An 18,313-nucleotide genomic window follows, 5' to 3' on the forward strand; every position below is an offset into this window, starting at 1 on the left:
CTGGGACGGCCCGACCGGCCTCGGCTCGCCCCACGGCGTCGCCACGCTCGCCTACACTCCACAAGGGACGGTCACCGGGCACGTCCGTGACACCGCGGGCACGCCGATCGCCGGCGCCACGATCACCGCCACCGGCAAGGGCACCGGCAACGTCTACCACGCCACGACCGACGACCAGGGCGCCTACCACCTCGCGGTCGCCGCCGACTCCTACCAGGTCGCGGTCACGCGCTTCGGCTACGAGAACGGCGGCAGCGAGCTGTCCATCGTGGACGGTCAGCAGGCGAGCGCCGACTACGCCGTGGCCAAGATCGCCACGCAGACCGTGTCCGGCACGGTCACCGACGGCTCCGGCCACGGCTGGCCGTTGTACGCGAAGATCACCGTGGACGGCTACCCCGCCGGCGCGATCTACACCGACCCGTTCACCGGCCGCTACAGTCTTGACTTGCCGCAAAACGCGGACTACCAGCTGCACGTCTCCGCGGTGCAGCCCGGGTACGCGCCGATCGACCGGCAGGTGAGCGTCGCCGATTCGAGCGTGCCGCAGAACTTCACGGCGACGATCGATCCGACCGCCTGCACCGCGCTCGGCTACGGCCATGGCACGCTGACGCACTTCGACGGCTGGCTCGGCACCACCCCGAAGGACGGGTGGGCCATCGCCAACTCCGATCCGGCTTCGACCGGCTGGAAGTTCGACGACAACACCGCCTGGTTCAACGTGATCGGTACGGGGAACTACGCCCTCGCCGATCCGTACATCCAGGACGGCCGCGCCGAGGACACTACGCTCGTTTCGCCGGTGTCCGACCTCACCGACGACAGCGCCCCGGTGCTCTCATTCGGAGCGTTGTATGTGCCCTCTGACGCCTCTGACGTCGACAGCGGGCTCGACGCCGACCTGAGCGTCGACGGCGGCACCACCTGGAGCACGGTCTGGCACCAGACCTCGGGCACCACCTGGGACACCATTTCCCTGGCAGTGCCACAAGCCGCGGGCAAGAGTTCCGTACGCGTCCGATTCCACTACTGGGGCCACGACGATTCGTTCGCGGAACTCGACGACGTCTCGATCGGCTCTTGTTCGAAGCATGAGGGTGGGCTGCTGGCCGGCGTCGTGACCGATGCCAACACCGGCGATCCCCTCAACGACGCGACGGTGGCCGATACGAAGTCCCCGGCGAATTCGGCCGTCAGCTCGCTGACGCCCGACGACGTCGCTCTGCCCGACGGCTTCTACGAACTGTTCGACACCGCCGGTGCGCACCAGTACACGGCGACCGCGCCGCGCTACACGTCGCCGGCGCTGTCGGTGACCGCGGCACCGAACTCCGTGGCCCGCAAGGACATCAAGCTCAAGGCCGGGCAGCTGTCCATGAGCTCGACGGCCATGGACGTGACCAAGACGATGGGTCAGGCCGGAACCCAGACGGTGCAGCTCACCAACACCGGCACGGCCCCGATGCACGTATCGCTCAGCGAACACGCCACCGGGTTCACCGGAGTGGATGCCTCGTCCGCGGCTGAAGGGTGGCAGCCACTGGCGAACCTGCCCGAGTACATCCGCCAGAACACCATTGCCGGGTATCAGGGCAAGATCTACAGCGTGGGCGGTGTGTGGGCACCCGAACCCGGTCCCATCGCGCGCAGTTACGTCTACGACCCGGTGAGCGCCATTTGGTCACCCATCGCACCACTGCCGCAGCCGCTCTCGGGCGCGGCGGGTGCGTTCCTCAACGGCACGCTCTACGTCATGGGCGGACTGAGCACGAGCGGGACCGTTTCGAGCGTCTACGCTTACCACCCGGAAACGGACGCGTGGTCGCGCGTCGCGGACCTGGCCGCCCCGGCCTACGAGGCCACGGCGGCGACCCTGGGCGGCAAGCTGTACCTGGTCGGTGGCTGTACGACGAAGTGCGCCGTCGATCCGGTCAAGACCGTCTCCGTGTACGACCCGGTGCGCAACACGTGGACGGCATCCGCCGACTACCCGGAGGTGCAGGGAGACGGCGCCTGTGCCGGGGTCCACGATGAGCTCGTCTGCGCGGGGGGATACGGCGCTTCCGGTCCGATGCACACGACGTATGCCTTGCACCCGGCCACGGGAACGTGGACGCGACTGTCGGACATGCCGTACGCCGACGCGCTGATGGCCTACAGCGGCGCCAACGGTCGCCTGCAGATCGCCGGAGGGTTGGAGCAAGACGCGGCAGACAGCGCGAAAGCGATCGAGTACGACCCGGTCAGCGACCGGTGGTCGGCGTTGCCGGATCTGCCGACCGGCTCCTACGGTGGTGGTCGTGGCGCGTGTGCGCTCTACCAGGTTGGTTCGCAAGCTTCGGAGCTGCTGACCACCGCGGCGCTGCCGGGTTACGACCAATGCGATGACGACGACGCCGGGTGGCTTTCCGAGAACAGCACAGAGCTGGACCTCGCAGCCGGTGCCGCGGTGAAGGTCGCCGTGACGCTCGATTCCGGCAAGGTCGCGCAGCCCGGGAAGTACACGGCCACCGTTTCCTTCGACACGGACTCGCCATACGCCGTACAGCCTCTGCGAATCTCGCTGCAGGCAACGCCGCCGAAGGCGTGGGGCGAGCTGTCCGGGACGGTCACCGACACCGCTTCGAACGCCCCGATCGCGGGCGCCGGGGTGCAGGTCTGCACGATGGTCCACAACGGCGTGTGCGGTGCGGTGTCGTACACCCTGAAGACCGACGTGCACGGCCACTACCGGCTGTGGCTCGACAAGGGCTACAGCCCGCTGGTCGTCACCGTGTCGGCGACCGGATATCAATCACAGTTCCGGCAGATCAAGGTGCGGGCAGGCGAATCCACGGTCACCGACGTGGCTTTGCCGGCTGTCTAACACCGCCGTCAAGGGGGGCGGTCCCACCGGGGCACGTGCCGCGTGGGACCGCCCTTCAGCGACGAAACCTCCGGGCAGCCGGACCGGACGACGGTTTCGCGCGGCGGAGAACTCGACCTCGGTCAGCCTCGATGGGCGGCGTGTGCGGCGAGGACATGTGCGACGGCTTCCGTGATCTTGCGGGCGAACGGTACGTGCAGCCACTCGTCGGCCACGTGCATGTTCGACTCCGCCCCGACTGCGCCGGTGACGAGAAACGCGGCTTCCGGGTACGCATCGGCCAAGATCTGCATAAACGGGATCCCCGCGCCCAATCCGATGAAGTGGTGCCGAGCCCCGAACACCGCGGAATCGGTTTCCTCGAGGGCTGTGGAGAGCCAGCCGGGCAGGTCCGGCGCGAACCAGCCGTTTTGGGCCATCACGTCGGTCACCTCGATCGACGCGCGGTACGGCACATCCGTCGTCAATACACGTTCGAGCGCCGCGGCCGCGGCGGCGGCGTCAACGGTCGGCGGTAACCGGAAGTTGAGGCGGAGCGAGGTCGCCGCTCGCAGCACGGCTCCGGCCTCGGCCACGTCCGGCAGGCCGGAAGCGCCGGTGATCGACAGAGTCGGGCGCCAGGTGTTGTTGAGGATGCGTTCGATCTCGTCATTCGCGGACGGCTGAACGCCGTCCAGCAGGGACAGAGGCCGGAGCGTCCAACCCGGCTTCAACTGGGCAAGCTCAGCCGCGTCCCTCACCCGATCGGCGCCGATCCGCGTGGTCATCTCCGGAAGGAGTATCTGCCCGGTAACCGGATCCTCGATGCGGTCCAGCAGCAGTCTCAGCACTCGAAACGAACTGGGCACGACCCCGCTGCCGAACCCCGAGTGCACGGGCGCGGCGAGCAGGGAGACGGTGAGCGTCGCCTGGAGCATCCCGCGCAGGCTGCGCGTCACCCACAACCGCTCGAAGTCACCACCCCCCGAGTCGAGACAGGTGACGAAGGTGACTTTGCCGAGCCGGTCCGCGATGTGGCTCAGGTAATCGCGCAGCCCCGGGCTGCCGGATTCCTCTGCCGTTTCGAGGATGATCGCCACCCGGCTGTGCTCGCCACCGCCCGACCGAACGGCATTGACTGCGGCAACGGCCGCGTACCCGGCGTAGCCGTCGTCGACCGCGCCTCGCCCGTAAAGTCGCGTTCCCCTCATCGTCGGCTCCCACGGCCCGAGCCCCTCGGACCACTTCGTGAAGGCCGGTTGCTTGTCCAGGTGGCCGTAGAGCACCACGGTCTCGTCACTCGCGGCTCCCGGAGTGGGCGGGATGTCGATCAGGAGCAACGGAGACCATCCGTGGAGCTCGATTACCTCCGCGGTGCTCCCCTTCGGCGCCATCGTCCGAGCCCAAGCCGCCACGAGTTCGGCCGCCGCCCCAAGCTGCCGGTGCCGCCGCCACTCCTTGTCATAGGCCGGCGAGATCGACGGGATCTTCACGAATGCCGACAGGCTCGGCAAAATCCGGTCGGTCCATGTCTTCTCGACACCCTTGCTCACCTTCGCCGCATCCACGGTCTCAGCCACCACCTCAGGTCAGCCCACCGTCTACCGTTTTCGGAGACGTTGTCTTTGGCGCCATCGTGCCTGCGGCGAGCTTGCAGGCTACTTCGCAACGGAACGGTCGCCGCGGTCTTGCCGCGGGGCGACGTCGGCATCAGTTCAAGTGCTTGATCACTTCGGCGAACGCGCCCATGTGCGGCTCGAGCACGCTGATGTAGGTGGTGCCGAACGTCTCGCGATAGCGTTGGAGGCGCTCGGCGATCTCGCTCGGAGAACCGACCAGCACACCGGGAAGACGGAGCAGCTCCTCTTCGCTGAGGCCACTGGCCTGGCGGATGAGCGAGAGGTCCACGCTGTCCACTGTGTCGCCCACGGCCGCGACGTACAGGTTCAGTTCGATGTCGGAGAAGCGCTCGCCGGCAGCCTCACGCAACACCTGGACACGGCGGCGGAATGCTTCCTCAGGGTCGACACCCGGGTGACGCCGGCGAAGATCGAGAAGCTGAAGATGTCGGCTTCGCGCCCAGCGACGTGAACGGCGAAACCATGCCCAGGTGGTCGGGAACCTGGAGGACATCGTATCCGGGGTCCTGCACCTCCCGGGCCCGCGCACGCCAGGAGTCGCGCGAGTTCGCGCTGAGCAAGGACACGCCGAATCGGAATGGGCGGATATTCATGGAAAGGCCTTTCAAGGTAACATTGAGGTGTTCTATGGATGAATAGTATTGGGCACAGTTGGAAAATGGGCGGTTCGAGTGCCGCTTGTTATTTCGACCGCCCTTCGGACAGTGCTCGGTGAAGCTCCGCGCGAGACGCGATGGAGAGCTTTGTGAACACCTTGTGCAGGTGGTATTCGACGGTCCGGGCGCTGATCATCAGCGCGACCGCGATTTCCCGATTGGTCCGCCCTTCGTGTGCCAGGGCGGCGATCCTCGATTCCTGAGTGGTGAGCGGGGACCCGGCGCCGTTCGTACGTGGCTGTACCCGCTCGCCGGCGGTCGACAGCTTTCGCGAGGCGCGGTCGGCGAAGGCCATGGCTCCCATCCGGGTGAAGGCCTCGTGTGCTGTTCTCAGCGTTGCTCGCGCATCGGCTCGCCGTCCTCGTGCGGTGAGCCACTCGCCGTACACGAGGTGGGCGCGCGCCAAGTGCGTCTTGATCCGCGTCCGTGCCAACCGCTCGATCGCTTCGCGGTAAAGGGCCTCCGCCTCCGCGCCGCTCTCCAGCAGAGCCTTCGACCGAGCTGCCACGCCGAGTGCCCAATCCGTGCGGCTGTGGCCGGCTCGTTCGGAGAGCTGCGCGAGGGCCGCGGTCGCTGCGTCGCGATCCCCCGAACGCGCAGCGCCTTCGACGAGTTCGGCCAGCGCCCAGCCGACCAGAGCCGTTCCGCCCGAGTCGAGCTGGTCCCGAATCGCCGCGGCAGCTTCCGCGTGGTCCTCCAGCCCGTTGCGCAAAACTGCGGTCGCATGGAGGGCCATGGTGGCGGATTGAGTCTCGTCCCCGGAGCGGACGTTTCCGGAGACGGCCATCTCGGGATGGTCGAGGCCTCGCCACGCGGCGAGGAGCGTGGCCGCATGCGGGAACGAAGAGGTCCCGGCGGACCTCGTGACGGCCCCTGCCTCGTCCACCAGCGCCTGCGCGGAGCCAAACGATCCGAGATGAATTTCGACGAGCGCCCGGTGCGTGAGCAGATACGGTAGCGTCGCGCGCGCTCCGGCTTTCCTGGCTCGCGTCAGTTCCGTGCTCGTCAGCTTGTCCCAGGGCTCTGCGTCCCACAGATCTGCGGCGACCAGGCACGCGAGCAATCGCGAACGTGGGCCTGCTTCCCGTTTGGCGCCGGGAGTTCTGATCGCGAGTTTGAGCGGTTCCGCGGCCGTCTCGTAGCCGGTAGTGAGAAGTCGTGTCAGGCCGGCGAGAAGAGGTCCGATGCTCCCCGGGGCACAGTCGGTCAGCGGCGCCAACATCGGACGCAGGGCGTCGAGGTGACCGGTGAACAGGCCCGCTCCGATGGCTTCGAGCCGGGCCGCTTCGGCCAAGAACGGCGCGGCGGTGGCAAGTTTCTCCGCCGCTCGGACAAGCTCGGCAACGGCGGCGCGGTTGCGGCTGACGTAGAACGTCATCCGGGCGTGTAATCGGGCCAGCCGGGCCTGGCTGTGCGCATCGGCGGACTCTCGCACTGCGATCGCGAGCGAACGGGCGGCGGCTTGGGACGCACCGGCTGCGTGGAACGACTCGGCGGCTGCGATCGCAAGCCGGGCGCGACCAACGGGGTCGGCCGATCGGACCGCGGCGCGCGCCAGGAACGCCGCTTCGGCGGGCGCACCACCTCGGCCCGCGGCCTGTTCAGTGACGTTGAGCAGCTGCGTGGTGACGTCATCGTCCAAGTCGGCGAAGGCGTGCGCCAGGTGCCAGGCGTGGCGGTCGGGCTCCGTGAGCGGATCGGTGGCTGCGGCGAGTGCCGAGTGGACACGCTGTCGAGTGGCCGCGACCGCCTGGCGGTAGACGATTCCACGCAACCGCGAATCGCGGAGCGTGACCCAGGTGCCGAACGAGACGAGGCCTTCCGACTCGAGTTGTTCCGCAGCCTCCGGCGTGATGCGGAGCCGATCCGCGGCTCGCCAGAGGCGCACTGGGTCGCCTAAGGGTTCGGCTGCGGCGAGAAGCAGGAGGAGGCTGCTGTCGGGAGCCAAGCCGGCGAGCGAAGTGGCACTACTTTCCGCGCTGGTGGCCACTCCGTAGCCTCCGAGGTTGCCCGGTGACGCCTCGGCCGCTCGTTCGAGGAGCGCTCGTGGGTTGCCGTGCGCCTCAGCGACCATCCGGGCCACCACGGCGTGGTCGAGGGGTGACGGCAGCGCCGTCTCGATCAGCTCACGGGAATCTGCGTAGTCCAGCTCTCCGAGCGGCAAGCCCGGGAGATCGGCGAAGGCTTCGTCACGGTCGGCGAAGAGGAGCGCCATCGCGGTCGGCGCCGCTCGGCGGGCGACGAATGCGAACACGTCGGCGGACGCCGTGTCGAGCCAGTGGACGTCGTCGACGAGACAGACCAACGGCCGTGCCTCGGCTGCCAAGGCCAGCAGCCGTCCTGTCGCGACACAGACGACGAGCCGGTCCGGCGCCGCTCCGGCGCGCAAGCCGACCGCGATTTCCAGGGCTTCACGCTGGTGCGGAGCCAGCCGCGCCATCTCCCTGCCCAGAGCGGAGCACAGCAGGTGCAGAGCCGAATACGGAAGGGACGCCTCTTCGATGACACCTCGGAGACGGACGACTCGCCACCCGCTCGCCAGATCGGCGGCGTATCCGAGGAGGGTGCTCTTCTCGAAGCCGGCAAGCCCCCTGATGACGAGAGCTGAACCAGAACCAGCCGCTGCCGCGGTCATCAAGGCCTGCAGTCGCGCGCGTTCGGGTCGCCGTCCGATCACCCGTGGTGGCTTGATCACCGACACCGCGTCGTCGAACGATCGTGGCGCGATGCCTGGTTCGCATACCGCGGGTGCGGTGTTCATGAGCGGTTCCGATGGGTCGTTTCGCGGATCCGGCTGCCGGTCGCGCGTGCCGCCCGGACCAGGCCGCGCAGAAGCCAGAGCGGTTTCAGGGTGTGGTCCGACGGGCGAGGCAGGTAGATGGGTGGAAGCGGACCGGCCGCAGGTGTGATGACAGGTGTGACGTCGTCGTCCGGTGTCGTCATCGGTGCGCACGGCTCCTGGCGTCCGGCCCGGCCGCCACGTGGATCACTGCATGACCTCCTTGCGTGAGCCGCTTTCGCCCGGCGTGCGTTCGTGGTGAGCCGCCGCCCGGGGGACTGTCCGGTCGAGGAAGTGGCGCGTGGCCCCGGCAGTAGTGTCGAGGTGGCTTTCCAGGAGAAAGTGGCCACCGTCGAGCAAGTAGACCTCGGCGTGTGGAGCGTCGTCGGTGAACGCCAGCGCGCCCTCGACTCCGAAGATCTCGTCGTTGCGGCCCCAGATGACCAGCAGGGGAACCTTGCTGTCCCGGAGGTACGCGTGCAGTTGTGGATACAGCCTCAGGTTCCGTGCGTAATCGGTGAGCAGCTGCAGCTGCACCAGGTCGTTGCCCGGGCGCGAGAGCATGGCGAAGTCGTGGTACCAACGATCGGGACTGATCAAGCTCTGGTCCGGGACGCCGTGGAGGTACTGCCAACGGATCGACTCCAGGGTCAACCCCTCGCGTAATCCGGCTTGGGTCAGCGGCGTCGGCTCAGCCCAGTGCGCGCGCACCGGTTTCCAGAAGCCTTCGGCCAAACCGACCTCGTAGCCGTTGCCGTTCTGCGAAACGATCGCGGTGATCGCCGTCGGGTTCTGCAAGGCGACGCGCCAGCCCACTTGAGCGCCGTAGTCCTGCACGAAGAGGGCGAACCGCTCGGCGTTGAGCTGATCGAGCAGCCCCGCGGTCAAGCCGGCCAGCGCATCGAAGGTGTAGTCGAAGTCGTCGACCGACGGAGCGTCCGAGAAGCCGAACCCCAGGAGGTCCGGCGCGATGATGTGGTAGCGGTCGGCGAGGAGCGGGATCAAGTTCTGAAACATGCAAGAGCTGGTGGGGAAGCCGTGGAGCAGTACCACGGTCGGCGCGTCCTCCGGTCCGGCTTCCCGGTAGAAGAGCTGCTGCCCATCCACACTCGCATTGTGGTAGTGGACTGTCGACATCTCTGCTCCGTTCGGCACCAGGCCGCCGCCGGTTCGCCTCGTCCCGCTCGAGCGGGACTCTCGTGACGAGCGCCAAGAGCCCGGTCCCCAACCGCGGGGTGTCCCGAGGTCGGCCAGTCACAGACGCTGTGACAACGATGTGCCCTGCTTGGTTCGAGCAGGTACCCACTGTCGACTGCAGCCTGCGCCAAGCCTGAGCTCCGACAGCCGGCAGGGACATCCCCCGATGGGTAGCGATCTTCGCCGGCCCGCGATTGCCGATCCGCTGGGGAGCCGGCTAGGGGCCGCCCCGATGCGAAGCGAGAGCGATCGTCCCCAGTATCACAGTCGGACCTCGACCGAGTGTTCGCTGCACAGACGCGTCCCGACACCTTGCGGTCCTGAACGTCCTGCCAGTTCACCGCTCCACCTGTTGAGAAGGAAGCGCACGAGAATGACGACTATCACTTGGTACGGTCACGCGGTTTTCACGATCGAGCACGAGGACACCACGCTGCTGATCGACCCGTTCCTGACCGGGAACCCGACCGCGGCGGTCGCGGCTGACGACCTCACACCGACCGCCATCCTCGTCACGCATGGGCACAGCGACCATCTCGGCGATGCGGTCGACATCAGCAAGCGCACCGACGCTCCGATCGTCGCGGCCTACGAGCTGGGGCTTTTCCTCGGGGCCAAGGGGGTCAACGTCATTCCTGGCAACATCGGCGGCACGGTCACCGCGGGTGCCGCGACGGTGAAGTTCGTGCCGGCGGTGCACAGCTCCACCGTCGACGACAACGGCGCGTTCGTCGCGGCCAGCGTGCCTTCAGGATTCGTTGTGCGGCTGGGCGGGAGGACGATCTACGTCGCCGGGGACACCGCCCTGTTCCACGACATGGAGCTGATCGGGGACGAGGGTCTTGACGTGGCGATCCTGCCGATCGGTGGTCAGTACACGATGGACGCGGCGGACGCGGTGAAGGCGGTGGCGAAGCTGCAACCGAAGATCGTCATTCCCGGTCACTACAACACTTTCCCGACGATCGCCGCGGATCCGGTCGCGTTCTCCGAGGCGGTGGCCGCGGCGACCCGGGTCAAGACCGTCGTTCTCGAGCCGGGCCAGTCGACGGAAGTCTGACGAGCTGCCACATCCGTGGGCCGGGCGCGTCTGCCCGGCCCCCAACTACGCCGCGGAGGAATCCGTGGTGGTGTTCCGACGTCTTCGACGCAAGGAGTAGCAGATGCGTGCCGACATCGTGCCGGGTGGAGTCTTCCCGGACTACGAGCTGACCGACCACACGAGGACTCGCCGGAAACTGAGCGAGCTGCAGGGGGACGATCCCTTGATCCTGGTCCTCTCGCGTGGCCACTTCTGCCCGAAGGACCACCAGCAGCACTTGCAGCTCGCGGCTCACTACCCCGAGATCAGGGTCTCCTACACCCAGCTCGTCACCATCGCCACGGACAACCAGTTCGAGCTGAACGAGTTTCGTGACGCCGTGGGTGCACAGTGGACTTTCTTGTCCGACCCCGGCCGCAAGGTGCAGCAGGACCTTGAAATCAAGGAGTACACGGACCCCACGCACAACCCGATGGTTCCGTACACGCTGGTGCTGAAGCCGGGCCTGGTGGTCCACAGCGTGTACAACGGTTACTGGTATTGGGGCCGTCCTTCGATCGAGGACCTGCGTCGCGACCTGCGTGACGTCACTCGCGAAATCCGCCTGGACTGGGACCCGACGACTCCGGAGCTGGTCGCCGCGTGGGAGGCGGGTGACCACTCGCGTCACTACCCGTACAAGTAGGGCTGCGCGCGGTGGTGAGTGCTCCGCTCACCACCGAAAGTCAGTTCGCGACCTCGCTCGAAGGTCCACGTCCACGACTCGGCGATGAGTCGGACAGCCGAATCCCTCCCCGACCGATGGAGACAAGTCATGAGCGACCTCGCCGAACGGCGTGGCACGACCGACGAACTGCTGTTCAGTCCGTTCCGCATCGGCGGCGTCGGCCTGCGCAATCGCGCGGCGCTTTCCCCGATGACGCGCATCAGCGCGACGGAGAACGGCCTGGTCACCCATCGGAATGCGCGTTACTACGCGGGATTCGCCCATGGTGGCTTCGGGCTGATCATCACCGAGGGTGTCTACCCGGACGCGCAGTACAGCCAGGCGTACTTGCACCAGCCCGGTCTGGCGACGTCGGCGCAGGCCGATGCTTGGCGCGCGGTGGTCGGAGCCGTGCACGCTGAGGGCAGCGCCATGTTCGCGCAGCTCATGCACGCCGGCGCCCAATCTCAGGGCAATCGCCATCGTCGGGAGACGGTTGGTCCGTCGGCCGTCGCGCCGAAGGGTGAGCAGCTCGCGTTCTACCGCGGAAACGGCCCGTACCCCACCCCGCGCGCCCTGGACAAGCGTGAGATCCCGAACATCCGGCGGGGCTTCGCGGACGCGGCTCGCCACGCGAAGGTGGCCGGCTTCGACGGGGTGGAGATCCACGGCGCGAACGGTTACCTGATCGACCAGTTCCTCACCGACTACCTCAACCGGCGAGACGACGAATACGGCGGCAGCGTCGAGAATCGGTTGCGCCTGGCGGTCGAAGTGGTCGACGAGGTGCTCCAAGCCGTGGGTTCGGAACTTGCGGTCGGCATTCGCATCTCGCAGTCGAAGGTCAGCGACTACGAGCACCGCTGGGCCGGTGGCGCCGACGACGCCGAGGCCATCTTCAGCACGCTGGCCGGCACCGGCGTGCACTTCCTCCACACCACCGAATACCGGGCTCTGCAGCCGGCCTTCCCTTCCGGGGATGAAACCCTTGCCGGGTTGGCGAAGAAGTTCAGCGGGCTGCCGGTGATCGTCAACGGTCATCTGCACGACCCGAAGGACGCCCGGTTCATCCTGGATTCCGGGACCGCCGACGTCGTGGCAATCGGTGCCGGGGCGTTGGCCCAGCGCGACTGGCCCGAGCGGGTTCGCGCGGGGCTCGAGATTTCCGGGGATCCCCACCCGGACACATTCAGGCCGCTCGCCGACATCAAGGATTGGGAGCTGGACCTCTGAATCCGGTTCGGATGGACGAGAGGAACGGTTCCTCGTTGCTCGAGGACCAGTTGAGCTTCGTCCTCTACGCGGCCAGCCGCTCGCTGACCGGCTTGTACCGCCCGTTGCTGGACCCCCTGGGGGTGACGTATCCCCAGTACTTGGTTCTTCTGGTGCTCTGGGAGTACGGCGACAGTTCGGTCAAGGACCTCTGTGTCGCGCTTCAGCTGGAAACCGGCACGCTGTCGCCGTTGCTGAAACGGCTGGAGACGAACGGTCTGGTTCGCCGTACGCAGCGACCCGATGACCGCCGGTCGGTCTTGATCAGCCTCACCGATGAAGGTGCCGCACTACGTGTTCAGGCGGCGCGCGTGCCCCAAACGGTCAGCTGTTCTCTGGGGTTGACCGAAGAAGAACTGATGACCCTGCGAGAGCTTCTCACGAGAGTGACGGCCGCGGTGTAGGCGCCGAGGCCGGAGGGTTTCCCCGCCGGTTGTCGGCAACGGCGGGAAAACCCTTCGGTGGCAGAACAACGACCGCGGTGAGACTCAGCTCGCCTGGCCGGTGCCGGCGAGGTACGAGACCCTCTCGATCGCAGGCGGCGCGGTCAGGAGTTCGCCTGCGCGGGCTCCCAGCTGGTGCAGAGCCTCGTTCTCGTTGTGAAGGTTCATCGAAGCCTCGTCCTTGTACATTTCGTACATGACGAACTCGTCGTCTTTCCTGTTCATCAGATAGATCAGGGTGCCCACTTCGTTGCTCGCGGCTTCGACGAGCCGACGCAAGTAGGGCTCGACGTCGTCGCTCTTGCCCTCTTGGGGGCGAATGCGGACGATTTGTGTCACGGTCATTGAGCATCTCCTGGAAAGGATGGCCACAGCGGTCCGAGGTAACCACGGAACCGCGATCGTCGCGTCAGTGCTTCCCCTGGTAGTGCCCAGTCGGATGCTGACTCGGTCGACAGGAACCGGACGGTGTTCCTTCCGTTTCCTGTCGTGAACTGTTGCTCTCACGACAATAAACGCGTTGGGCAGTGGCGGGCCACATCGTCTGATACGGTCGTTGCCGTGCTCTCGGTTCCGTTGTCAGTGCTGGACATTGCGATGATCGAACGGGAGCGGTCCAACGCCGACGCTCTTCGGGCGACGGTCGAACTCGCCCGTCGCGTCGATCTGCTCGGGTACCGCCGCGTCGCCTGGTGAGTACGCCCAGTCTGTGATGGACCTGCTGAAGTTCGTGCGATCGAGCGGGACGGGAGCCGCAGCGGGAGCTTGGCTGCTTTCCTCGTCCGGCGAAGGTGCGAGGCTTGCCGCGCGGTTGGGTCTCCCGCTGGTGGTCGCGCACCACGTTCGGCCAGATCGGACAGTGGAGTCGGTCGACGAGTACCGGCGGGGGTTCGTCCGTCGCAATGGGCTGATCGACCGCACGTGATGGTGTCCGCTCTCGCAGTCTGCGCGGAGGACGACGATCGCGCGCAGCGCTTGGCTCGACCTGCTTATCGCTACTTCGCCGAAGCGGTGGCCCGCGGCGGTGACATCGCGCCGTTCGCCAGTGTTGCGGAGATGGTGGCCCGCGGGTTGACCGAAAAGGAACAGGCGGTGGCAGACATGTTGACGGCCACTCAGGTCATCGGCGAGCCTGATCATGCGCTGAAGCGGCTCAGTGAGTTGAGGGACGAAGTCGATGCGGATGAATTGATGGTGATGACACCGGTGTTCGATATCGGCGACCGATCTCACTCCTTCGAACTGCTGGCTTCCGCTTTCGGGTGAATTCCACGACCGGGCGCGTGAAAGTTGCGCGTTGACCTGGGTCGCTCGGCGCCGGGACCGATTCCACTGAAGGCTCGGTCCCCGGGCTGTGCGGCGGTGATGTCGAAGAGTCTTCACCCTTCAGGGAGTGCTCAGCCACGAAAAGTGCTCTGACGGTGGCAACTCGTCACGACATCCAGGTCACCGCGCACATTGCGCGTAAGTGCGCAACCGCCATCGGAAAGTGTGTGTGCGAGCGATGAGGTTATCGCATCCTTACGGGTCCTAGTTGGGCGTTCAGGGCCGACTGGCCGGCGGTTACCGTGGGAACGTGCAAGTGCCCAAAGGTCTGCCCAGGTGGCGGCGCGCGGCGGAGCTGATCGGTCGTCGCGCCGAGTGCGCCGTGCTCGACCAGCTGATCGGTGCGGTTCGTTCCGGCGAGAGCCGGGCGTTGGTCGTGCACGGCGAACCGGGCATGGGAAAGACCGCGTTGCTCGAGTACGTGGCTGTTCAGGCGCTGGGCTGCCGCGTCGCGCGCAGCGGCGGCGTCCAGTCGGAGATGGACCTGCCCTTCGCGGCACTGCACCAGCTGTGCGCGCCTCTGCTCAACCGGCTCGACCGGGTACCGGGGCCCCAGCGCGAGGCGTTGCGGACCGCGTTCGGCATCAGTGACGGACCGGCTCCGAACGGTTTTCAGGTCGGCTTGGCCGTGCTGAGCCTGCTTTCGAGCGTGGCCGAGGAACAGCCGCTGATTTGTGTGATCGACGACCACCAGTGGCTCGACACGGCCTCGGCGCTGGCTCTCGCGTTCGTCGCCAGACGCCTTGGCACCGAATCCGTCGGGCTGGTCATCGCGACTCGCGACGTCCGGGCCGGTCTCAGTGGCGTGCCTGATCTGGAAGTCCGGGGCCTGCCGACGGCCGCAGCGGAAGCGCTGTTGGAGAGCGCCTTGAGCGGGCCGGTGGATGCGCGAATCCGGCACCAGATCGTCGCCGAAACGGGCGGCAACCCTCTCGCGTTGATCGAGTTGCCGCGAGGACTCACTCCCACCGAATTGGCGGGTGGATTCGGGCTCCCCGGCGCGATGTCGTTGTCGCACAGCATCGAGGAGAGCTTCGGGCGACGAGCGAAAGCCCTGCCGGGAGAAGCCCGGCAGCTGCTGCTGATCGCCGCGAGTGAGCCGTCCGGCGACCCTGCCCTTTTGTGGCGCGCCGCGGCGTCGCTGGGAATCCGGGCGGATGCCATCACCCCAGCGGTGGAGCAAGACCTGGTCGAGCTGGGTATCCGCGTGCGGTTCAGCCATCCGCTCGCTCGCTCCGCGGTGTACCGGTCGGCGTCGGAGGAAGAACGGCAGCAAGCCCACCGTGCGCTCGCCGACGCCACTGACCCCGACTTGGATCCGGATCGCCGGGCGTGGCATCGCGCGCAGGCCGCGGTCGGCCCCAATGAAGACGTGGCCGCAGCACTCGAGCATTCGGCAGCGAGAGCGCGCTCACGAGGCGGCTTCGCCGCGGCTGCGGCATTTCTGCGCCGCGCCGCGGTTTTGACGCGAGACCCGGCGTTACGTGTGACCAGGGCGCTCGCCGCTTCCGAGATCCACATCAAGGCCGGGACACTGGACCCGGTGCCGGACTTGCTGGCCATGGCGGAAGCCGGCCCGCTCGATGAATTGCAGCGTGCTCAGATCGATCTCGTCCGCGCGCAACTCGGGTTCATCACGAACAGGGGCAGCGACAGTCCGGCCTTGCTGGTGAAGGCTGCCGCGCGCCTGGCGCCGGTCGACGCCGAGTTGTCCCGCACGACCTACCTGGATGCGGTAGCCGCCGCGACCTATTTCAACGCGGGGAAGCGCCACACCGACAACGACGACGCTCGCCCTGCGGCACATCTGTGGACGATCGCTCGAGCGGCCACTGCCGCGCCGCCGGCCGTCGAGGCCCGCTCGCCCGACCTCCTCCTGGACGGAACTGTCGCGGCGTTGAACGATGGGTACGCGGCTGGACTGCCGCTGCTCCGAAAAGGGCTGAGCACGTACGGCGCGGGGATGACCGCCGAGCGGGAGCTGCACTGGCTGTGGTTCACGAGCACCACGGCCATGCGAATCTGGGACGACGAACGCTGGGACGCCATGTCTGCACGGCACGTACAGCTTGCGCGTGACCTGGGCTCGCTCAGCGAGCTGCCCCGAGCTCTCGACATCCGCAGTGTGCTGTGCCTCTTTTCCGGTGACCTGACCGAGGCGGCCCGGCTGACGCACGAAGCGCAGACGATCGAAGATGCCACCGGAACCACGCTCACGCCCTACGGCGTTCTGGGACTTGCGGCGTTTCGGGGCGACACGGCTGCAGAACAGTACCTGGGTGAGACCGTGTCGGCCGGAATGAGCCAGTACGAAGACGGTGCGTCGACGGCTGCCGATTGGGCGAGGGCAGTGCTTTACAACGGCGCGGGTCGCTACGCCGAGGCGCTTGCGGCGGCTCGGCGCGCGACCAGCTTCGATGCGGGCCCGGTGAGTCTCCTGTGGCCGCATGTGGAGCTCGTCGAAGCTGCCGTGCGCACCGGCGAGGCCGGCCTGGCCGAGGAGGCGTTCGGCCGGCTGTCCCCCACAACCGGTGTGGCGGGTTCAGACTGGGCACTGGGAGCTCAATCCCGTTCGGCAGCGCTGTTGTCTGCCGGCTGCGAGGCAGAAACTCTCTACCAGGATTCGATCTCCCATTTCAGCCGCACCAGCTTCCGCGTCGACCTCGCTCGTGCACACCTCCTCTACGGGGAGTGGCTTCGTCGTGAGCGCAGGTTGAACGAAGCGCGCGAACCGTTGAACACCGCGTACAAGATGTTCGACACGATGGGCGTGATGTCTTTCGCGGAGCGCGCCGGCCGCGAGTTGAAGGCAGCCGGCGGCGGGGTCCGTCGGCGTGCTCGGGCGGGCCGGCACGACGAACTCACCGCGCAGGAAGGCCACATCGCGCGGATGGCAAAAGACGGGCTGTCGAATTCCGAGATCGCAGCTCGTCTGTTCATCAGCACACACACCGTGCAGTACCACTTGCGCAAGGTGTTCTTGAAGCTGGGAATTACGTCGCGTAGCCAACTGGAAACGGCTTTACCCGACGGACTCTGATGGTTCACCGATCCTCCCGCCGACCAGCGAAGCCTCGACTGGCTGGTCTCGAGAAGTCGGAAGACTTGCGTGGCAGTGCGACGCGCCGATCTTCGGGCAGTGCCGGCGCGTCACGCTCGTACGCTTTGGGCGGGAAGACGTCCGAAGCCGATGGCTTGAAGGTTGGGTACGTACGATTCGTTCGGTGGTCCCGCTGCTTGGTCAGGCTGCGGAGAGAGGGTCTTCTTCGGGAGCGATCTGCACGACCATCTGTCCGAGGTTCTTCCCCTCGAGCAGGTCGACCAGAGCCTGTGGCGCCGAGTCCAGTCCATTGCGGACGTCGGTGAGTGGGACGATCTTTCCGTCGTCCGCCCACCCGGCCAGCTGCTCGAGCGCTGAAGGCCAGTCGGCCGCGAAGTTCGCCACCAGAAGACCCTCCAGGTGCAACGACTTGTTGATCAGGATCTGCGGGATTCCGCGTGGCCCGGGTGCTACGACAGCGTCCTCGGCTGAGTCGTACGCGGACGTCGTCCCACAGCACACGACCCGGCCATTTCTGTTCATCAGCGGGAGGAGCGTGTCCAGCAGCGGTCCGCCGACGTTGTCGAAGTAGACGTCAACGCCATCGGGGCATGCTTCGATCAGCCGGTCAGCAAAGGTCGCCGACCTGCGGTCGACGGCTGCTGCGAAGCCGAGATCGTCAACGAGGGTTTCGTTCTTGACGGTCGAGCCGGTGATGCCGACCACGCGGGCTCCGAGAACCTTCGCAATCTGGCCGGCCACGTGCCCCACACCTCCCGCCGCGGCGGACACCACGAAGGTGGATCCGGGGCGAATCCGGCCGAGAGCGGTGACGCCGAAGTACGCGGTCAGCCCGTTCATTCCGAGCAGGCCCAAGTGTTCGTACATGTGTTTGCGAGGTGCAACCGGTCGCACCGCTGAAGCCGGGGCGAGAAGGTATTCCTCCCAGACGCCGTACCCCGTGACGATCGTCCCGAGCGGCAGTGCGGAGTCGGGACTTTCGACGACTTCACCGACGACGGCGGTGAAGATTCCGTCTCCAGGACGGGTGCGGGGAAAAGCGGTGGTGGTCGTCATGACCGCGCGTGCTCCGGGCCGCACCTGTGCATAGACCACACGCACGAGGACCTCGCGTTCCAAGGGGTACGGGACCGGGCCTTCAGTGATGGTGAAGTGGTCAGGCGAGAGGTGGCCGATGGGCTCCTCGGCCAGGACCACGCGGCGGTTCGTCCAATTGCTCACGGATCTCATCCCCTTGCAAGGGCAGGTCGCATCGCTGAATGGGCGTGAGTCAATTCTGACTCTGATCCCTCGACCGGCTGACTGCGGTTGTCAACGGCGCCGTGACGTCGATGCGCTCCGGG

General features: G+C 66.8%; 14 protein-coding genes. 8 read left to right on the top strand and 6 right to left on the bottom strand.

Going from position 1 to position 18,313, the window contains the following annotated elements:
- A partial coding sequence (locus ABZU76_RS46345) for a carboxypeptidase regulatory-like domain-containing protein (RefSeq protein WP_354883249.1) occupies positions 1-2,869 on the top strand: 2,869 nt, incomplete at its 5' end.
- A 122-nt stretch (positions 2,870-2,991) separates the two neighbouring features.
- Here the strand turns inward: ABZU76_RS46345 and ABZU76_RS46350 are convergent.
- The 4 genes from ABZU76_RS46350 to ABZU76_RS46365 all read right to left on the bottom strand — a co-directional run bounded on the left by ABZU76_RS46350 (position 2,992) and on the right by ABZU76_RS46365 (position 9,060).
- Positions 2,992-4,428 carry a M20/M25/M40 family metallo-hydrolase gene (locus tag ABZU76_RS46350; RefSeq protein ID WP_354883252.1) on the bottom strand — a complete coding sequence of 479 codons (1,437 nt, stop codon included), beginning with the start codon at positions 4,426-4,428 and terminating at the stop codon, positions 2,992-2,994.
- Between the two features lie 130 nt (positions 4,429-4,558).
- Positions 4,559-4,981 carry a hypothetical protein gene (locus tag ABZU76_RS46355; protein ID WP_354883255.1) on the bottom strand — a complete coding sequence of 141 codons (423 nt, stop codon included), beginning with the start codon at positions 4,979-4,981 and terminating at the stop codon, positions 4,559-4,561.
- Positions 4,982-5,169: 188 nt separating this feature from the next.
- Positions 5,170-7,905 (bottom strand): AAA family ATPase, encoded by a 2,736-nt coding sequence (locus ABZU76_RS46360; protein WP_354883257.1) that lies wholly within the window; start codon positions 7,903-7,905, stop codon positions 5,170-5,172.
- Positions 7,906-8,130: 225 nt separating this feature from the next.
- The gene (locus ABZU76_RS46365; RefSeq protein ID WP_354883260.1) at positions 8,131-9,060 is read right to left on the bottom strand and encodes an alpha/beta hydrolase; all 930 of its coding nucleotides are present in this window, start codon (positions 9,058-9,060) and stop codon (positions 8,131-8,133) included.
- Positions 9,061-9,493: 433 nt separating this feature from the next.
- Between ABZU76_RS46365 and ABZU76_RS46370 the strand changes: the two genes are divergently transcribed.
- The 4 genes from ABZU76_RS46370 (at position 9,494) to ABZU76_RS46385 (ending at position 12,544) form a co-directional block, all read left to right on the top strand.
- Positions 9,494-10,180: a metal-dependent hydrolase gene (locus tag ABZU76_RS46370; RefSeq protein ID WP_354883263.1), complete on the top strand. Its 687-nt coding sequence runs from the start codon at positions 9,494-9,496 to the stop codon at positions 10,178-10,180.
- 103 nt (positions 10,181-10,283) lie between these two features.
- On the top strand, positions 10,284-10,847 hold the full coding sequence (locus tag ABZU76_RS46375; RefSeq protein WP_354883266.1) for a redoxin domain-containing protein: 564 nt from the start codon (positions 10,284-10,286) through the stop codon (positions 10,845-10,847).
- Between the two features lie 129 nt (positions 10,848-10,976).
- Positions 10,977-12,101, top strand: coding sequence for an NADH:flavin oxidoreductase (locus ABZU76_RS46380; RefSeq protein ID WP_354883269.1), 1,125 nt, complete (start codon positions 10,977-10,979; stop codon positions 12,099-12,101).
- A 35-nt stretch (positions 12,102-12,136) separates the two neighbouring features.
- Positions 12,137-12,544, top strand: coding sequence for a MarR family transcriptional regulator (locus ABZU76_RS46385; protein WP_354883272.1), 408 nt, complete (start codon positions 12,137-12,139; stop codon positions 12,542-12,544).
- An 84-nt stretch (positions 12,545-12,628) separates the two neighbouring features.
- On the opposite strand, the gene ABZU76_RS46390 is transcribed toward ABZU76_RS46385, so the two are convergent.
- Positions 12,629-12,928 (bottom strand): putative quinol monooxygenase, encoded by a 300-nt coding sequence (locus ABZU76_RS46390; RefSeq protein ID WP_354883275.1) that lies wholly within the window; start codon positions 12,926-12,928, stop codon positions 12,629-12,631.
- Positions 12,929-13,144: 216 nt separating this feature from the next.
- On the opposite strand from ABZU76_RS46390, the gene ABZU76_RS46395 reads away from it, so the two are divergent.
- From ABZU76_RS46395 to ABZU76_RS46405, 3 genes are all read left to right on the top strand, one after another.
- On the top strand, positions 13,145-13,279 hold the full coding sequence (locus ABZU76_RS46395; protein WP_354883278.1) for a hypothetical protein: 135 nt from the start codon (positions 13,145-13,147) through the stop codon (positions 13,277-13,279).
- Between the two features lie 225 nt (positions 13,280-13,504).
- Positions 13,505-13,849: a hypothetical protein gene (locus ABZU76_RS46400; protein WP_354883281.1), complete on the top strand. Its 345-nt coding sequence runs from the start codon at positions 13,505-13,507 to the stop codon at positions 13,847-13,849.
- A gap of 310 nt (positions 13,850-14,159) precedes the next feature.
- A complete protein-coding gene (locus tag ABZU76_RS46405; protein ID WP_354883284.1) occupies positions 14,160-16,949 on the top strand; it encodes an AAA family ATPase in 2,790 nt (929 codons plus the stop codon).
- A 201-nt stretch (positions 16,950-17,150) separates the two neighbouring features.
- Here ABZU76_RS46405 and ABZU76_RS46410 read toward each other — a convergent pair whose 3' ends face one another.
- Entirely contained in the window at positions 17,151-18,167 is a 1,017-nt protein-coding gene (locus tag ABZU76_RS46410; RefSeq protein WP_354883287.1) for an NADP-dependent oxidoreductase, read from the bottom strand.
- Positions 18,168-18,313 lie beyond the last annotated feature (146 nt).

This window comes from Amycolatopsis sp. NPDC005232 (assembly GCF_040607795.1).
Lineage (GTDB): Bacteria > Actinomycetota > Actinomycetes > Mycobacteriales > Pseudonocardiaceae > Amycolatopsis.